19 protein-coding genes are annotated in these 18,557 nt (G+C 37.0%); all 19 read left to right on the top strand.

All coding sequences use genetic code 11. The annotated features are described in order from the left end of the window. The first annotated feature begins 421 nt into the window (after positions 1 to 421). The 19 genes from CQA49_RS07275 to CQA49_RS07195 all read left to right on the top strand — a co-directional run bounded on the left by CQA49_RS07275 (position 422) and on the right by CQA49_RS07195 (position 18,522). A complete protein-coding gene (locus tag CQA49_RS07275; protein ID WP_115575306.1) occupies positions 422 to 1,195 on the top strand; it encodes a hypothetical protein in 774 nt (257 codons plus the stop codon). A gap of 20 nt (positions 1,196 to 1,215) precedes the next feature. Continuing rightward, on the top strand, positions 1,216 to 1,935 hold the full coding sequence (locus CQA49_RS07270; RefSeq protein WP_115575305.1) for a hypothetical protein: 720 nt from the start codon (positions 1,216 to 1,218) through the stop codon (positions 1,933 to 1,935). Positions 1,936 to 2,127: 192 nt separating this feature from the next. Beyond that, positions 2,128 to 2,730, top strand: a complete 603-nt coding sequence (locus CQA49_RS07265) for a hypothetical protein (RefSeq protein ID WP_115575304.1) — start codon at positions 2,128 to 2,130, stop codon at positions 2,728 to 2,730. Positions 2,731 to 2,854: 124 nt separating this feature from the next. Then, a complete protein-coding gene (locus CQA49_RS10510; RefSeq protein ID WP_258864258.1) occupies positions 2,855 to 2,983 on the top strand; it encodes a hypothetical protein in 129 nt (42 codons plus the stop codon). Between the two features lie 752 nt (positions 2,984 to 3,735). Continuing rightward, positions 3,736 to 5,595, top strand: coding sequence for a group II intron reverse transcriptase/maturase (gene ltrA, locus CQA49_RS07260; protein ID WP_115575303.1), 1,860 nt, complete (start codon positions 3,736 to 3,738; stop codon positions 5,593 to 5,595). 99 nt (positions 5,596 to 5,694) lie between these two features. Continuing rightward, positions 5,695 to 6,222: a hypothetical protein gene (locus CQA49_RS07255; RefSeq protein ID WP_181882636.1), complete on the top strand. Its 528-nt coding sequence runs from the start codon at positions 5,695 to 5,697 to the stop codon at positions 6,220 to 6,222. Between the two features lie 60 nt (positions 6,223 to 6,282). Continuing rightward, positions 6,283 to 6,531, top strand: a complete 249-nt coding sequence (locus CQA49_RS07250; RefSeq protein WP_115575301.1) for a hypothetical protein — start codon at positions 6,283 to 6,285, stop codon at positions 6,529 to 6,531. 219 nt (positions 6,532 to 6,750) lie between these two features. Then, positions 6,751 to 6,981 carry a hypothetical protein gene (locus CQA49_RS07245; RefSeq protein WP_115575300.1) on the top strand — a complete coding sequence of 77 codons (231 nt, stop codon included), beginning with the start codon at positions 6,751 to 6,753 and terminating at the stop codon, positions 6,979 to 6,981. 123 nt (positions 6,982 to 7,104) lie between these two features. Then, positions 7,105 to 7,263, top strand: a complete 159-nt coding sequence (locus tag CQA49_RS10050) for a hypothetical protein (RefSeq protein WP_181882635.1) — start codon at positions 7,105 to 7,107, stop codon at positions 7,261 to 7,263. A 9-nt stretch (positions 7,264 to 7,272) separates the two neighbouring features. After that, positions 7,273 to 7,572 (top strand): hypothetical protein, encoded by a 300-nt coding sequence (locus CQA49_RS07240; protein ID WP_115575299.1) that lies wholly within the window; start codon positions 7,273 to 7,275, stop codon positions 7,570 to 7,572. Between the two features lie 210 nt (positions 7,573 to 7,782). Next, positions 7,783 to 8,547, top strand: a complete 765-nt coding sequence (locus CQA49_RS07235; protein WP_115575298.1) for a hypothetical protein — start codon at positions 7,783 to 7,785, stop codon at positions 8,545 to 8,547. Positions 8,548 to 8,565: 18 nt separating this feature from the next. Then, entirely contained in the window at positions 8,566 to 8,874 is a 309-nt protein-coding gene (locus tag CQA49_RS07230) for a hypothetical protein (protein ID WP_115575297.1), read from the top strand. Between the two features lie 26 nt (positions 8,875 to 8,900). Beyond that, positions 8,901 to 9,422 (top strand): hypothetical protein, encoded by a 522-nt coding sequence (locus CQA49_RS07225; protein ID WP_115575296.1) that lies wholly within the window; start codon positions 8,901 to 8,903, stop codon positions 9,420 to 9,422. A gap of 620 nt (positions 9,423 to 10,042) precedes the next feature. Further along, positions 10,043 to 10,645 carry a hypothetical protein gene (locus CQA49_RS07220; protein WP_115575295.1) on the top strand — a complete coding sequence of 201 codons (603 nt, stop codon included), beginning with the start codon at positions 10,043 to 10,045 and terminating at the stop codon, positions 10,643 to 10,645. 9 nt (positions 10,646 to 10,654) lie between these two features. Further along, positions 10,655 to 11,950, top strand: coding sequence for a hypothetical protein (locus tag CQA49_RS07215; protein ID WP_115575294.1), 1,296 nt, complete (start codon positions 10,655 to 10,657; stop codon positions 11,948 to 11,950). A gap of 104 nt (positions 11,951 to 12,054) precedes the next feature. Beyond that, positions 12,055 to 13,905 carry an arginine decarboxylase gene (speA, locus tag CQA49_RS07210; RefSeq protein WP_115575293.1) on the top strand — a complete coding sequence of 617 codons (1,851 nt, stop codon included), beginning with the start codon at positions 12,055 to 12,057 and terminating at the stop codon, positions 13,903 to 13,905. A gap of 33 nt (positions 13,906 to 13,938) precedes the next feature. Then, entirely contained in the window at positions 13,939 to 14,658 is a 720-nt protein-coding gene (gene cysE, locus CQA49_RS07205; protein ID WP_115575292.1) for a serine O-acetyltransferase, read from the top strand. 64 nt (positions 14,659 to 14,722) lie between these two features. After that, on the top strand, positions 14,723 to 16,957 hold the full coding sequence (locus CQA49_RS07200) for an endonuclease MutS2 (protein WP_115575291.1): 2,235 nt from the start codon (positions 14,723 to 14,725) through the stop codon (positions 16,955 to 16,957). Between the two features lie 89 nt (positions 16,958 to 17,046). Continuing rightward, positions 17,047 to 18,522 carry a hypothetical protein gene (locus CQA49_RS07195; RefSeq protein WP_115575290.1) on the top strand — a complete coding sequence of 492 codons (1,476 nt, stop codon included), beginning with the start codon at positions 17,047 to 17,049 and terminating at the stop codon, positions 18,520 to 18,522. The last annotated feature ends 35 nt before the right edge of the window (positions 18,523 to 18,557 follow it).

Raw genomic sequence — 18,557 nt, 5'->3', positions numbered from 1 at the left:
AAGTTTAAAACGATTTAGATTTCTTTTCTAAATCAAAGGAAACTCTTTTAGAGTTTGAAAAGAGCCTAGCTCTTCTACAGGATAACTATGTCCGAAAAACACTTCTAAACAATTAGCTAAATCTATCAGAATATTCCACTAGGGATTTTTATTTAATAATCCCTTTTGGGAATATTATATGCGAACCTCTAATGGAGCATTTTGCTCTTAGCTTTCTGCACTATCACTCTTTATCACATAAAATCATTTACGCGCTTTTTGTCTATCAGACAATAATGTTGCGTGCATAATTTTATACAAGAGTGCATTTGTGCTTTTCTTACCGCCACTGGTTGGGGAATATTTTAGAATTTCCCCAACAGGGGGCATATTCTACCTATTCTCCTAGGATTTAGTTTTTAAAGTCCATTAGGAGGACAGCATGACTCTTAGTAAAAGCCTACAAAAGACAAAAGCAATTTTCACACAACACAATGCGGATTCTTTTAACGCACAATTGTTTGAGAATGTAATTGTTTTGGCAAATACATTAGGTGTAAGTGTTAGGTTTTATAACGCTAATGTTCGCAAACAGGGTGGGTCGTATGCGCCAGATACAAATATCGTTAGTGTAAATGCAAATGATAAGCTAGCAGATAAAGTAAGTAGGCACATACTTCATGAACTCATTCATAGCGTAACTTATAGGGCTATAGAATCAAAACAACAAGAACTTCTAGATTCTGCACAGATACAAGGCATACAGGAATTGCATGATGCTTATGAAAAAATAAGCCATCTCAAAAGTGCTTTTCAGCAAGAAAAAAATCTTGCCTATTATGGTGCAGTAAATGTCCATGAAATGGTAGCTGAAGTGTCAAATTATGAGTTTAGGAAAGTTCTGAAACAACACAATGTGCTTGATATAGTTGTTTGCGCTCTGCATAAAATCATTGATAACTATACAAATAGTTACACAGCATTTTATGCACCTTTTGCAATAAAAGATGATGATATAAAGGCACTTAATAAGGAATTGCGCCAATACTGCAAAGCATGGTTTTTACCAAGCTCTGTTGTTAAAACGCAAAGAGATATTGAGTATCTTAAACTTGATCTTGAGCATAGAGCAAAAAACAGCACTGGCACAAAGCAGAAGAATAGTTTGGATTTATTGGACAAAGTCAATAAATACCTAGAAAAAGTATCAGCTTAAAAAAACAAAAGGAGAAAACAATGAAAACAAATACTACACAAACAACAGGCAAGTCAAATGGTCGCACCTCTTATTATAGAGATCTTAGATTCCTTAAGGATACACGCATAGATGAAAACTTTGATCTTAGTCTTAAGCTAAGTGGATGTGTAAAAGCAAGGTCCATTAAGCAAGCTAAGAATGATTTTTGGCGTGCGTTAGAGATGCTTTCAGTATTCATAATATCTTGTGGAGAAATTAAGGATACCAAAGGGATATTTCGTGAGATCATACTTGAAAATTTCGAGCGATCCGAAGCTTTAGAGCTTGAATTGGAGATAAGATTCAACAATCAAATTGCCTTAATGCTAATGGACGAGGAAAAGTATAGCTTGGCTTTATCTATTAGCAATATACATCAAGAACTAGTTGCAAAAAAGCCAGAGTATAGGACAGTGTTCTATGCCACTCGTGGGGCTTTTATGCAAAATGGTTACTTTTTTGTTGCTCCAAAAACATTTATCTTTGGGACTGAAGAAGAAGCCAAAGAGTTTTGCGCAGGAGAGATTATAGATTATTATGGTCTTTCTGGCTTGAAGCTTGATGACTTTGAAACAGCCCTAAAAAGGTCAGTGGAAATATATGAGCAATCTAGCGATAAAGAAAGTTTGCCACTTTATTCAGTGGGTTCAGACATAGTTTTTGTTGGAAAGCCCGTATGTTGTCGCTGTTCAAGTAACAATGAGAACATTCCTGCATAGATGGATATAAATATTTTTGTCCAGATTGTGAGGAGGACTTTTACGCTGTTGAGCTTGCACAGTAAGCCAGATAAGGTAGAAGTTCAACAAGTATTGAATTCCTATCAAATACGATGCTGTGGGAACACTAACTTCCCGCAAGGGTTGTTTTGTTCTAGGATTAAATATGCTATACTACAAGGAGAAAATAATATGGGAGCTGATGTAATGGAAAGAACATCACATAAAGAAGAATTGAACGAAGGATTCAAAGCACTTGTAACAAACTTATTTGGACAAGCAAAGTCTAAACAAGCTATTGAAGTATTTGAAGAAATCGTCAATGATAGAGCTACGGTTACTGCTTTTAACTTTGGTAATTTAAAACAAGAAATCATCAAAGAAGTAAGGCAAGAACTTGCTACAAAAGACTATCTTCATGCAGAATCTGCTAAAACTCGTCAAGAAATGGCTGAGATGAAAGTTGAACTCAAAGTCGATATTGCTGAAGTAAGGCAAGAAATGGCTGAGATGAAGCAAGAACTTGCTGAAGTAAAAGTTGATATTGCTCACATGAAGCAAGAAATGGCTACGAAAGCTGATATTGCTGAAGTAAGGCAAGAAATGGCTGAGATGAAAGTTGGACTCAAAGCTGAAATGGCTGAGATGAAAGTTGAGCTTACCGAAGTAAAGGAGGGTCTTAAAACTACGAATAGGAATATGATGTATGGTGGTATAGCCATTATCACATTGATCATTCTTTTTGATTCACCTCTCTCTGCAATTATAGAAAAGCTTTTGGAAGTTGCAAAGTAACTAACTAGCTTTTCTTTTTCTTACCGCCACTAGTTGGGGAATATTTTAGAATTTCCCCAACAGGGGGTGTATTCTACCTATTCTCCTAGGATTTAGTTTTTTAAAGTCCATTAAGGAGGACACAATGGGATCTAGAATAGTTTCGAATGTTATCAAAGCAAAGGGTTATGAAGTTGTTGAAGGAAAATTTACCTATGCTCAGTATGGGTATTATGGTGTAAATAGTGCGACAAGTTCGCTTATAAGTGCCTAAGGCACGAAATTGCGGGATATTAGGCAACTAATATCTAACTATTATTCCGAAAGTTCAAATGATAGGGTAACGCCTTGAAGGGACTTACTTGATACTCCACTATGCGTAAAGTATGTGTTTATACTTTGGGTGTGAAGCGTGGTAAAGACGGCTGAGAAATACCGAAATAAGTTAAGTAGTTTCACTTTAAAGTTTTGAATTAGAAATAATTCTATAATAGAGATTATTTAACTTCATCGCAATGTAGCTAGAGGTAGCTAAGTATTGATAGGTCGGAGTGCTATAAAATAGCTATGGTAAGAATGTGATAGAGAAAATATCACTGACGAAGTTGTGAATGTAAGGGTCTAAACGCCGAATATACAGAAATGTATATACTACTAAAGTAGGGTGTGTGTGGTAAAGTAAAAATTGTTTATATGAAATACCATATATTGTTATAGGCAATATCAAGCACACAGGCTCAAAACAACTACCTAAGGTTATATGTTAAAGCTAGGAATAATGGAACTTGGAAAGCTAAGAAGTAGTATTAAACTTAAACACAAGGCTACTTGGGATACATAAATGAGTAATCTATTAAAATCCCTTAATCTTAGTGAGAGCGAAGGCAGGAGCGTTGAAATACTTGTAATGAGTATGGAGCAATAGCCTTTAGTCTAGTGTATGCAAACTGAATAAAACATAAAGATGAAATAAGAAGTTCGAGTATGACTAAGAAAGCAGATTCCATTTAAGGAGGTGCAACTCTTATGAATAGCAATTCTTACACACAAGGTAATAAACAAGAAAACCTTAAATCTCAAAGTTTAAGGAATAATGAATATTACCAAATGCAACATACCTATGATGAACTATATTATAAAAGTAGTCAAAAGCAGAACTTTAATAAGCTTATGCCTATAATTACTAATAGGGATAACATTCTATTAGCTTATAGAAACATTAAACGCAATAAAGGCTCTTTAACTGCAGGTTGTGATAATAAAACAATCAAAAATATAGAGAAACTAGGTATAGATGAGTATGTTAAAAACATACAACATTCTTTATTTAACTATAGCCCTATGCCTATTAGGCGTGTTGAAATACCTAAGCCCTTTAGTGATAAAACTAGACCGCTTGGGATACCTACTATTAAAGATAGGTTAATACAACAAGCCATTAAACAGGTATTAGAGCCAATTTGCGAAGCTAAATTCCATAAACATAGTTATGGATTTAGACCACAAAGAAGCACTAAGGATGCAATTGCTAGATTCAACAGTCTGGTGAATATAAATAAATTGCACCTTGTAATTGACATTGACATTAAAGGATTTTTCGATAATGTCAATCACGCCAAACTTCTAAAACAAATATGGAGTTTAGGCATACACGATAAGAAGCTGCTTAAGATAATCTCAAGAATGTTGAAGTCTGAAATCATAGGACAAGGTATCTCAGAAAAAGGAGTTCCACAAGGAGGGATTTTATCTCCCCTGCTATCCAATATAGTTCTTAATGAACTAGATTGGTGGATTTCTAATCAATGGGAAACCCTTAAAACACGACATTCTTACAGCAAACAAGAACACAAGTATAGAGCAATGAAAAACAGCAACCTCAAAGAATGCCTTATTGTGAGATATGCAGATGACTTTAAAGTTTTATGCAGAAACCATAATGAAGCACAGAGATTGTTTATTGCCATACAAATGTGGTTAAAGGAGCGTTTGGGGTTAGAAATAAGTAGTGAAAAGTCAAAAATTACAAACCTTAGAAAGGAATATAGTGAATTTTTAGGCTTTAAGTTTAAGGCTGTTAAAAAGGGTAAAGAAAACAACAAGACGGAAAAACCAAAGTATGTGGCACATAGCTGGGTGGCTGATAAAACATTACTTAGCATAGTGCTAAACACTAGACAAAAAGTAAGATTAGTGCAAAAAGGTGTCAAAGCGGTAGAGTGGTTAAATTCCTATATTCTAGGAATACATAATTACTATAATGCAGCAACACATTGTAACACTAGCTTTACACAAATTCATGCTAGAGTTAGGCATACTATACATAATGGGCTAAAGCCAAAAGATATTATGGATAAATCAACCATACCTAAATATATGAATGAGCTAGGATATACAAAATCTAAACAGCTTAGAAGTGTATTGGGAAAACCGCTTATACCTATAGGGTATATACAACATAAAACCGCTATGTGTTTTTCACAAGGTAGTGCGTATATAAATTCTAATAGGGAAAAGTTTCATACAAACCAAAAGGCTGTTAGCCTTGAACTATTATTGTATACACTTGAAAATCCTATTAAAAGTAGGAGTATTGAGTATAACGATAATAGAATCAGTAAGCTCTGTGCTTGCTATGGTAAGTGTGAAATAAGTGGAGTTGATTTAGAAGTCGGTAATATGGAGTGTCATCACAAGACACCTATTTACTTGGGAGGCAAGGATAACTACCAAAACTTGATATGGGTTACTAAACCTATACATAAGCTTATTCACGCCACTGATATTGACACAATAGAAAAATACTCTAATTGTGTATTCTTAAGTAAGGAAAGCTTTGATAAGCTTAACAAGCTTAGGAAAATGGCTGGAAATAATCCATTATAGTTAAGAATTACTATTTAATCTTATGTTTAAAAGAGCATATACTAGATGGAACGCCTAGTGCGATGAAAGTTGCACGCTGGGTGTGAAGTGGGGGAAAATTTGGAGATAATATCAAAGAATTACCTATCACTATTACTCACAGCTCTTATGCAAGTTATGGACAAAGAAGATAGGCAAACTGCTATCCAACAATTTGGCTATGACAAATTGCGCACCCTCACACTTGATAAAAGCGATGCCGAAGGCGTTGCAGATGTCTTTATGCTAGTTCTTGAACCAGATCTTGAAATTATGCCAGCAGAATCAAAAACTCAGATTTATGCTTGCGTAAAGGTCTGCGAAAGATACATAGAGCTACATAAAGGCTTAGGTAAAGACTTCGTGGAATATAGAATTTCATGTTGTGATGAAGAAAGAATTTGTGCTTCAAACTACAAAGTGCTTTCTTTTGAGGAATATATTCCTACAATTAAGGATTGCCCTGATGTTTCAGAGAAAGGATTTGTAGAGTTTATTGCTAATATGGCAAGTAAATATGAAATCCGTTTTCTTGCTCCTGATATGTTTTCTCTTTATGAGAGATGTGAAACCAAGGCAAATCTTGTTTCGCTGCAAAAAGTGGAATAGTTGCTGAGACTGCCACGCTCATAATATGGTAAGATATGCAGCAAAAAGGAGCATAAAATCATGCAATCCAACACACAAAAAATAACATTTGTTTTGCCAAAGGCAACAGTTAGCCTGATTCAGCATTTTAAGCGTGAAAAACATCTTAAAAGTGCTTCTGAGGTTATAGTGTTAGCCATAAAAAAAATGGAAAAAGAGGAAGAAATAAAGAAGTGGAGTAATGGTTTTGAGCTTGCTGCCAAGGATAAGCAATTCCAAAAAGAACAATTTGAAATTGCTGAATGGGGAGTGAGTGATGGAATTGACTAAATTTATTTCTTAATGGGATATTTTTGTAATTTTACTTTTTAATTAGCTTCTCAAAAAATTCCTAGAGGGAATACTTTTATTCCCTTGTGGAATACATTTATTCTCTTTATGGAGTTTTTTAACTCTTAAGGTTTCAGCCCGCGTTGGGGATAACATTTTTATCCCTAATAAGGGATTGTTATGCCTATTTAGTTTTTAAAGTCCATTAAGGAGGACAACATGACTACTTTGCTTTCTGTTATTTACACAAAAGCTTCAGATTACAAGATTTGTAACTCTTGTGGTTGCTTTAACTTTTATGATAGAGACTTCTGTCATGAATGCGGAGAAACCTCGTTTGATGATAGTCTTGAACGCGTTCAAGATGAAACTAGAAGGGAAATCGATTTCTACTTCGATGAGTGTGGATACGATTGGGAAGAGGTTATGAATTTAGAAATAGGTATTTAGCTCCAAGCTATCTATCTTAGTCGTAAAGCGTGCATTTTGCACTATTGCTACCAAAGGGCAGATTATATTATTTGCCCTTGGGCAATAATGCTGTCTTTTTGGTTAAACCAAAAAGGATCACACATGAAATTACTTATTGCTTCAATAGTTCTTTTCGCTACTTTGGGTGTAGCTAAAGCCACAATACAATCAGAAAAAGCCACTTGTCCATACACCAAAGATATGAATGCCAAAAAAGCATTCGTAGTTGGTTTTCAGCAAAAAATCGGTCAGTGCCGATAGGAGGCTGATATGAGCAAAGCACCTGATGTAACAACTACTACGAAATATCCACCAAGTCAAGTTTTTGCAGCAATTCTCTTGCATTTTGGAGTTAATCCTAAAGCAATGTGGAAGCGCAATGGCGTTTATGGCTGTGGTAGAAGCGGTTTTAGATTTTATCCAAACGACTACACATTTAGTTTCTCAGAACTGAGATCTAGGTATGTTGGCGGAAGATATGAAAAAGAGCTAGAGGATAGATTTTTTAAGGTTTCAATAGACGAAATTCAGAAAAAAGTCTCATGGCAAGAAATAGCCTTAGTGGCTTAAGATGATGTAGCTATAAGCGTATATATTAGTACTTTTAGCTTCTCAAAAAATTCCTAGAGGGAATACTTTTATTCCCTTGTGGAATACATTTGTTCTCTTTGTGGAGTTTTTTAACTCTAAGCATTCAGCCCGCGTTGGGGATAACATTTTTATCCCTAATAAGGGATTGTTATGCCTATTTAGTTTTTAAAGTCCATTAAGGAGGACACAATGGAATCAGCAGTATATTTTAGTGGAAGTAAGACAAGCATGATGAAGCAAGCAAGAGTATTTGTTAGAGAAATGAACTCTGATGAATATGTGCGTGAGTTAGTTGAGTTTGCAATAGGAAGCAAGGATTTTAAATTCGTGCTTAGTAAGGACTCTTCTGGCAAAGACACCATCAATCTTAAGTATGGTAAAAGGATTTTAGGCGAAGGCTATAAAATCCAAGAAGCTGAGTTTGTGAATGACTATGAGTTTGAAGCAAGCGATGATGAGCCATATTATAGTGATGCTGGCGTATTTGTTGCATTTGCAACTCTTGTAATGAACGGTGTTCAAGGTTCTTGTGAATATGAACGCGCTCAGTGCCATTATGCGCTGATGTCTTATGATGTTGCCGATAGATTTTTTGACAAAGGGACACTTCTTTATGAAGATATAGAACTTTGGCATAAAAACGATCGCACATTTGGGGAGTATGTTGTAGGCAATATGTCTGTAAACACATTATATGCAGATCTTGATTCTATGCGCAATGCAGCAGAACGCTTTGCTAAAGAAAAAGGACTAGAACAGCTCTTGAAAAGATTTGTTCTTGTAACTTATGAAGGCACACAATGGCATTTTGTTCCAAACTTCAAGGAAATTGAATCGACAGACAAGGCTTTTGTGTTGGCAGAACCAACTCAAAAAGACATTGATGGGTTAAAAGTCTTGCTGAACTTTGTGTATGAGCATGGCAGAAAAGTATTTCTAGATGCTATGCAATAAGAGTATAAGGAGGAAAGCATGAAAATAAAAGCTAATCAATGGAATAGGCTCGAAGAGGCGTTGAGAGAATTAGAGAAGCTAAATTGGGCAAGGATTGAAGATCCTCAAGAAAATTTGACTGCAAATAGGCAATATTTTCAAGCCCAAAGTAAAGTTCTCACAGCTCTTGGCTTAATAGGAAGTAATTGGCGTTCTGCTCAAACGGAAAATGCTGGTCTTAGACATTTGGCATATTCTGTAGCGGATTTTGTGATGGGATACCCCACCATGAAAGACAAGCTTTCACGCAATAGCGTTCTTAAAAGCTTGTATGCGCCTTTTAACTAAAAATTAAACAAACGAAAGGAGAAACAATGACACCAGCAATAATTTATCTTGAAACACAAAAAAATATCTTTGAAGCTATCGTTATCGATTGCGATGGATATTTTGAAGGTCTAGGGGCAAATTTACTTCGTGAATTCAAAACACGCGATGATGTCAAAGAGCTGATAGGGCTTGGAAACATTGTTAGCATTAGAAGTAATTTGCGCCCTAAGCATGATTTAGAGGTTATTGTTCAGGCGTTCCATGCAAAGTATGGAGAGAATGTTACAGAATGGGAGCCAGAAGCAATTCATGTGCTTCAAAGTTGCTTTTTTAGGTATGAAACGATATTTTCATATTGCCTAGACATGCACAATGAAAGTCAAAAGATTTCACCCATTCATAACAAAAACTTCTATAGCCATACGAATAGCGTGGAAGATCCCAACGATTTTTATGAGTATTACGAATATGTTTTTACTCTTGAAAACAAATGGCTCGCGCGCGAAAATAACACTCCTTGGCGTTCTTTGGAAGAAATTCTATTGCCAATGTCAATAGGAGCATAATAAATCTAAAAAGGAGCATAAAAAACTCCTTGCTTAGATTGCTTGTTGAAAAAATATAAGTCTTTTTGTGGAATTTGCTTATATTTTCCCTTTGGGTTTCAAAATTCCAAAATCTCTTAAAAATACATCGTTTGTTGATCGGTTGAAAAACTATTCAAAATTTTGTTACAATACTCAGTCGGCGAAAATAGATCCTTTAAAATCCTAGCCTTCAAAAATGGTAACAAAAACGGTAACAAACAAGCTCAGAGATATATCTTGTTTTAGCATATACTGATTGTTTAGGATTTTATTTGGTAGACGCTACTCCGACCACTTTTTGTTGAAAATACTAACTTTTAAAACACAAATAATAACACATTGAAACATTCTAAAATTTAATTTTCCCCACCTTGAATTTTCCTACAACGAGTAAAATTAAGTTCCGTGTGTTTTTGGAATGATAAAAACTTCATACCATAGCCGACAACAATAAAATAGATAAAGAAAAGTGCGAAGCAATTACTAAAACTTCCGGTATAAGATATATCGAATATGAAAGAATAAGAGATAGTAAAATATTTAAAGATTTTGCAAATAAAGAGTAAAAAAACAAGAAATCTAACCATAAAGGAGAAAAAATGAAAAAACTACTGATGATTGCAGCCTTTAGTTTTGTATCGCTTCAGGCTTTAAGTTATGATGAAATGCTCGAACAAGAGTATATAGAGCCAAGTAGCGTTGATTGCAGAAATGCAGAGGAAACAATTGAAGTGGTTTATTTATGCATGTCTAAAGATGCACAACAAGGTGTTGCTATAGAGGATAATTTTTATTCAAGTTATTATCACATCGTTTTAGCAAGACTTGATACTCAGGATAAAAAGGAATTTGAAAAAATAGGCAAACAAATGCCTGAGGATAGGCGAATAAAGCTTGGAGAAGAGAATAATAGTTGGAACAAATTGCGTGCAGAAGAGGGTGTTGTTAATTCCGCAGATTATAATGAAGCTATGCTAGAAACATTGGAAATTGTATATTTAAAATATATCCGAAAAATCACAGATTTCATCTATGATAATCCTAAGTATAAATATATCTTTGATGAAATATTTGCACCAAATTCTAAAGAGTATTACGAACTTATCAATTCAGATCGACAATTTCTATTATTGGATAAAATCATCGACAAAGCAGCCAAAGACAACCTAATAGATAAAACAGGAAAATTGATACAAAAATAAGGAGAAACAATGAAAAAACTACTTATCATCTTAACACTACTAGGCTTTATGTTTAGCTCTTATGCTAAGGCTGATACTGGGGAGGAGCAAGCAAAACAAAACTCTAATACTACGCAAGATATTTTTACTGATGATAGCTTTTATTATGGTGATGAAGGTGAGCATGATGATGGGTATGATGATACAAACGCTCAAAGTGTTTACACAGCCAAAGAGTTTAGCATCATGGCAAAAAGAGCCTTAGAAAACACTCAAAAAAAGCTTGGCTTTTTAAGCAAAAAAATAAAAATTCGTTATGAGGAAAGAAAACTAGATTCTCAAATTTATTCTATCCCTATAGCTATGGTTAGTACAAATGAAAAATATTATCAATGCCTAAGTATATTTAAAAACCCAAATACTACTCTTTTAGATACTTTATGTCTCAATACAGGCTTTTATATCACAAAAAACAAAGGCAATTTTATTACTATAAATAGAGATATTAGTATTGGACAAAGACTTGATGCTTATATAGTCCTTGAAATGTTAGATGATAAGGTAGTATTACATCAATACCGCATTAGGCAAAAAGATAGTAGTGATTATTATAAAACAATAAAAATCCTTGATCTGTATAAAGCAGATAAGAAAAATCAGTTAGTATTAACAAAAGATAATTTCATCCAAATACTAACTAAGATTGAAGATAGTGTGGGCGATGATACCATCCGTCAAGCTTTATTAAATAGTAGGATTACACAGCCTCAAAAGATGAGCATTCCTTCTTATACTCCAGCACAATTTGCTGATATGGCTGAAAAATCATTAGAACAATATAAATACATTGGATCTATTACACTTGATGAAATTAATATAAATTCTAAAACTTATCCAATTGTCACAACTTACCCAACTGACAAAACTTCCAATAAAACTCTTTCTTGTAAAACTATATTTAATAGTGATTCTTCTACACTTTTAGATAGCTTATGTTATGCAGGCATCTTTACTCTAGCGCAAAAAGATAATTATTTCACTTTAGAAATGGATAGCGATGAAGATGGTTCAGGAATTTACCTCACTCGCTACATCACTTTCAAAGTCTTACTCGATAAAGTGATATTGCATAAATATGGAGTGGATATTGACATTCCAGAGGATGAAAGTAGTAATGGCAAAGATAAAAAAGCTACTCTCATACTTTATAAGGCAAATAAAAATAATGAAATTATCTTGGGTAAAGACAAGATCCAGGAAAAGCTTAAGGGATTTGAATCAAAAGTAAAAGATGAAGATTATGCATGGGTTTTAGATAACTATTAAAATCCAGCCTTAGCTTCAAAGATTCTCTAAAACTTTAAGATTCTCAATGTATAATTATCCCCTTATTTTGGCTGAGTGAAGCGAAATCAACAAAAGGCGTGATTATGGTGGATTATGGCATTAATTTTTGGAGTAATGGGAATTTTATCATCGATGAAGGTTGCGTAAAAATCAACTACAAAACCAAGCCAGCGTTGATTGACATCGTGCAAGAAATCCGCGATAATGGCTACCGCGGTCCGCTACTGCTAAGATTCCCACATTTAATCAAAAAGCAAATTGACACGCTTTTTTGCGCCTTTCAAAAAGCTATCAAGGAGTATTCCTACCATGGGGATTTTAAGGCGGTTTTCCCGCTTAAAGTCAATCAAATGCCAAACTTTGTGCTTTCCCTCGTTGAGCAAAGCAAGGATTTATGCTACGGACTAGAGGCTGGAAGCAAGCCAGAGCTTATTTTAGCCATGGCTTATACCAACAAAAACACGCCCATCACCGTAAATGGTTTTAAAGACAAAGAAATGATAAGCCTAGGCTTCATCGCGGCAAACATGAAGCATGATATCACGCTCACAATTGAGGGGCTCAACGAGCTTGAAACCATCATCGAAGTGGCAAAAGAGATGGGCGAGCCTTACCCAAATATCGGGCTTAGAATCCGCCTGCACAGCACAGGCATTGGTATGTGGGCAAAAAGTGGCGGGATAAACTCAAAATTTGGGCTCACAAGTACGGAGCTTTTGCAGGCAATTGAAATGCTAAAAAAAGAGAATCTGCTACATAAATTTACGATGATTCACTTTCATATCGGAAGTCAAATGAGCGATATTTCACCGCTCAAAAAAGCTCTGCGCGAGGCTGGGAATATCTATGCGGAGCTAAGAAAAAAGGGCGCGAAAAATCTAAAAAGTGTCAATATCGGCGGTGGGCTTGCGGTGGAATATACGCAACATGAAGGCGCAAATAACTGCAACTACACGCTAGGGGAGTTTAGCGGTGATGTGGTGTTTTCCTTGCGCGAAATTGCAAAAAACAAAAAAGAGCCAGAGCCAGATATTTTCATAGAATCTGGACGCTTTATCGCCGCAAATCACGCGGTTTTGGTAGCGCCGGTTTTGGAGCTTTTCTCTCAAGAATATGACGAAAAGGCGCTAAAACTAAAAGAGAAAAATCCCCCGCTTGTCGAGGAGCTTTATGATCTCTACAATAGCGTAGGCGAAAAAAGCGCGATTGAGTATCTGCATGATAGCTTTGATCATATGGAATCTTTACTCACGCTTTTTGATTTGGGTTATATCGATTTGCAAGATCGCTCAAATACCGAAGTGCTCGTGCATCTCATCATCAAAAAAGTCATCAAACTTTTAAAGCACAAAAATCACAATGAAATCATCAGAATCCAAGAGCAAGTCCAAGAGCGCTATTTGCTAAATTGTAGCTTTTTTCAGAGTTTGCCAGATTATTGGGGACTAGCGCAAAATTTCCCCGTAATGCCGCTAGATAGGCTCAATCGCCGTCCGACAAGAAGTGCGAGTTTGTGGGATATTACTTGTGATTCTGATGGAGAGATTGCCTTTGATGCAAAAAAGCCACTCTTTTTGCATGATGTCGATGTGACGCAGGAGGAGTATTTTTTGGGCTTTTTTTTAGTGGGCGCGTATCAAGAAGTGCTCGGTATGCGACATAATCTTTTCACTCACCCAACGGAATTTAGCGTGGAATTTGATGATGATTTAAACAAAGGCTATGAGCTTAGCAAGCCTTTAGAGGCGCAGACGATTTTAGATGTGCTTGATGATTTGGATTATGATACAAAAGAGATTGAGCGTCGCTTGAAGCAGTATATCGAGGAAAATCAGGATTTGGAATCTGAGGAGAAAAAAGAGGTGCTCGGGCGCTTGTATGTTATGCTAAGTGAAAATGGCTATTTACGCACCATTAGCAAAAAAGGGGAATAAGTAGGCTGTATTTTGACAGCATAAAGGCAGGGCATGGATTCACAAAAACTTTCACTTTTTGGCTTGATAAGAGAGGATTTTGCGATTATCAAAACGCGCGATCCTGCGTTGCAGAGCAGTTTTGAGCTGTTTTTTAATTATCCCGGGCTTATTGCATTGGTGCATTATAGAATCGCGCATTGGTTTTATGTGAGGGGCTTTAAACGCCTTGGACGCTTTATTTCCGGCTTAAGTATTTTTTTGACAAATGTCGATATCCACCCAGAAGCGCAAATCGGCAGGCGCGTCTTTATCGATCATGCCACAGGTGTGGTGATAGGGCAAACTGCCATCGTGGGCGATGATGTGACGATTTATCAAGGTGTGAGTTTAGGCGGTGTGAGTTTAGAGAAAAAAAAGCGCCACCCAACGATTGAAAATGGCGTGGTGATAGGCGCTGGCGCGAAAGTGCTGGGGGATATTGTGATTGGGCAAAATGCAAAGATTGGCGCAAATTCCGTTGTGATAAAAGATGTGCCGCAAGAATGCACCGCTGTTGGAATCCCTGCGCGTGTTATCACAAAAGGGCGCACGAAGGAAGCAAGCGCGCTTAACAAGCTCCCAGATATCGACAGAGTGCTGTTTGAATACATTCTTAAGCGTATACAGATTCTTGAAAATAATTCCCCGAGCTTGCAAAATGAGCCTTGCGCCAAAGAGTTAGAGGAGCTAAAAACGCTGTATGAGCATTTCTTGCATACGATTCATAATTAGCAGATTCTGCAATCTCAAGCACGCATAATGACGCAAAATATTCTTTTAAAATAAAAGGAACATAATGCAACTTTTAGCAGAGCTGGATTTAGAAGATTTCATCGCGCGATTTAGCACTTTTTTTGCGCGGCAAAAAGACTTTGCCTTTGAAGGTGATAGGGAAAGTCTCTCGCGCTTTCTTCAAGAGCTAGAATCTTTGCAGTTAAAATCCCCGCCACCTTTAAATAACCTTGAAAACGCGCTAAAACATATCCAAAAATTTGGCACTTTGCATTTAGAAGAGATTTTTGAATTTGTAAAAGTTTTGCGCTATTTTTCCTATCTCAAAAAGGCTATTTTGCCGGAATCTAAGGCGCTTTTTGCTTGGATAGATTCTCTTAAAATCCCGCCAAATTTGCTTGAGCTAAGCGAGATTTTTGATGAAAAAGCGGGATTAAAAGAAGGAATCTATCCGCAACTTGATAGCCTAAAGCACGCGCTTGCAAACATTAAAACCGAGATAAATTCCGCCTTTGCGCGCTTAAAATCAAGTCAAAAGCTCGCGCCTTATCTTGTGGATTCCCAAATCCATCTTTTTAATCAAAACGAGTGCTTGCTTCTTAAGGCTGGCTTTCAGCACGCGCTTTCTGGGAATATTATCGCGCGCTCAAGTGCTGGATTTTTTTATGTTTTGCCTCAAAATGTGAGCGAGCTAAAGGCAAAGCAAAGCGCGCTTAATGACAAGGTGCAAATGCTTACCTATGAGGTTTGCACGCAGTTAAGCGCGCGCTTAAACAAGCATTTTTTGTTTTTGCGCTTCATAAACAAAGAGTTTGATAAATTTGATCATCTGCAAGCGCGCCTAAACTTCGCTAGAGCGCATGATTTGGAATTTGTCTATAAGCTAGAATCCTCTGGCTCACTTACTTTGAGCGAGTTTTGTCACCCTGCGCTGAAAAATCCAAAACCCCTTAGCATAAGTTTTGAGAAAAAAATCACACTCATAACCGGCGTAAATGCCGGCGGAAAAACAATGCTTTTAAAATCGCTCCTAAGCGCGTGTCTGCTAGCAAAGTATCTTTTGCCCTGTAAGATTAACGCGCACAAATCGCGGCTGGTGGCGTTTAAGAATATTTTTGCCATCATCTCTGATCCGCAAAATAGCAAAAACGATATTTCTACATTTGCGGGCAGAATGCTAAAGTTTTCAAAAATTTTGGAGCAAAATCACTTTTTGCTCGGCATTGATGAAATCGAGCTAGGCACGGATTCTGATGAGGCGGCGAGCCTGTATAAAAGCTTGCTAGAATTTTTAAGCACCAAAGATTGCAGGGTTATTCTCACCACGCACCACAAGCGCCTAAGTGCAATAATGGCGCATAGAAGCGATGTGGGGCTTATCGCGGCACTTTATGATGAGAAAAATTCCCGCCCACAATTTGCCTTTTTACAAGGAAGCATTGGTAAAAGCTATGCGTTTGAAACTGCCCTGCGCTATGGGATTCCGAGTAATATTATCGCGCAGGCAAGGGAATTTTATGGCGCGGATAAGGAGCGTTTGAATGATTTAATCGAGCGTTCAAGCGCACTAGAGCTTGAATTGAGTGCAAAAATCGCGGAATATGACAAAAAGCTAGCAAAGCTAGATTCTAAACTTGAAGCGCTTAAAATCCAAGAGCAAGCGCGAGAATCTGCGCTAAAAGAGCAAGAGCGCGCGTTGCAAAAAACCTACCAAAGCGCGCTTAATGAGCTAAAAAGTGTTATGAAAGAAAATGATAATAAGATAATCCACAAGGCGCTAAATAGCGCGCATAGGACTTTGCAGGATTCTAGACAAAAGATGACAAAAGAAGCTCATAAAATGCAGAATCTACCACAAAAGAGCGAGCCACTTAAAATTGGCGATTTTGTGAAATTTGGCAATACAAGGGGGCGGATTTGCGCGATTGAAAGCAAGTATTTGCTGCTTGAGACAGAAGATGGCAAGCGCGTAAAAGTGCAGGCAAAAAATATTCACAAAACGCCAAAGCCCGCTCAAAATATCAAACTTTCACTTGAACACAGTGCAATGCAAAAAGGTGCAAGTCCTAGCCTTGATTTGCACGGCAAGCGCGTGGAAGAGGCGCAAGAGATGATGGAGGAATTTTTGTCAAATGCGCTTATCGCGGGCTTTGATGAAGTGCTAATAACGCATGGAATCGGTGGCGGAAAACTAAGCGTAGCGGTGGCAGAGTTTCTTAAACAACACCCAAAGGTGCTAAGCTTTAGCGATGCGCCACCAAATATGGGTGGCTTTGGCGCGAAGCTTGTGAGGCTGTAAAATATAGATTCTGATTTTTTGAAAACTTTAAAAATTTTAGTGTAGAATATGGGCTTTATTTTTTGCATTTTTGCATAAAGGATTTGGTTATGAAAAAACTTGTTTTTGGTGGAATCGTTGTAGTTGTGCTAGTTGGGGCGTTTGTCGCATCTAGCTTGTATGTAGGTGCGCTAAATAAAAAGGCGTATGAGGAGGTGAGCGCAAATACTGATGCTTATATTAGCACATTTAGCAAGGTTGCCGCAAAAGCCTTGAGCGCTAACCGTTTGCTTATAGGCTTTGATATGGAAGATGAAGAGGATTTAGCGCGTGAGTTTGAGGAGCAAATCAAAAAGAATACTTCTTTTTCCTTCTCGCCTTACAAGAGTGGATTCTTAAGCTCAAGCGCAAGGGTGACACTTTATCTCAAAAATGATATCTCGCTGTATGGCGATATGAAATTTTACAATGTGCCTTTTGGCAAGCGCGCAGAAATCACGCTTATAAGCCCAGATCTCAAGGAGCTTGAAGCTGATGTTTTCAAAGATGGAATCTTTGCAAAAGTTAGCATTTCTAAGGGCTTTGGCGATGCTGAATTAGAGATTAAGCCTATAGATATTAATTTTGGGCAAGATGGTGAAAATATGCTTAAGCTTCAAGGCGCGAAGCTTAGCTATGGCGTGAATGATGAGTTTAAAATTTCAGAGGCAAAGTTTGAGCTTGGGCTTTTTGAGTTTGGGCGCACTTATGGGTTTTTTGATAATAAAAGGGACTTTATGCTTGTGAAGGGCGCAAAGTCTTATCAAAAATATAAAGAGCCTGTGGGCTTAGAGGATATTTTTGATTTGAGTAAGGAAATCACCTCGAACTTTAAAGGCTCGATTGAGCGCATCGAAGTAGATCCCGGATACTCGGAGTTTAAAGTGGAAAATTGGGATTTCAAAGGTGAGATGACATTGGCGCTTGCAAAAGGTGTTGTTTCTGGTAATGTGGCTAGTGGGCTGAAAAAATTTACAATAACAGACAATCCTCGCAAAAAGCAGCAGATTCTAAACCTTGCAGATGTGAAGTTAGAGCTTGATTTTATAAAGAATCTTGACGCTATGCTTGCTGGCAAAAAGATAGACGAGCTGCCACGCGCGGAATTTGTGCTAAAGAATGCGCAAATGCTTTTTGATGGCAAAAAGATAGAGCTAACAAGCGATTTGTCTTTTGCTGAAGTCCCTGTGAATGGAGGAGCATTTTATTGGCTTGCGGAGGAGGATATCAAGTATAATTTGCATGTTTCAAGTAAATACAGCGTGCGCGAGCTGTTTGAAAGATATGTAAAAGATGGCTTGATGCTTGAAGATAATGAGACATTTGCGATTGGTGATGAGATTTTCAAAAAAGATGAAAAAAGTGGCAAATATACGCTTGATGTGGCGCTTGAGGCAAAGTCATTGAGAACTAATCCGCATATACTTATCAATGGTAAAGATATCTGTGAAACAAGCTTTGGCGCGGAACTAGTTCCATGCTCTGGTGGTATTGATGATGACGATGATGATGAAGGCGTGTGGGGATTTGATGACGATGACGAATAGTTAAGCGGGGCTTTAAAGCCCTGTTTAGCGGATTT

The sequence above is a fragment of the Helicobacter sp. MIT 00-7814 genome (genome assembly GCF_003364115.1).
Lineage (GTDB): Bacteria > Campylobacterota > Campylobacteria > Campylobacterales > Helicobacteraceae > Helicobacter_F.
Note: the sequence above shows the minus strand (reverse complement) of the source record. Positions and strands in the feature narration are given on the sequence as shown.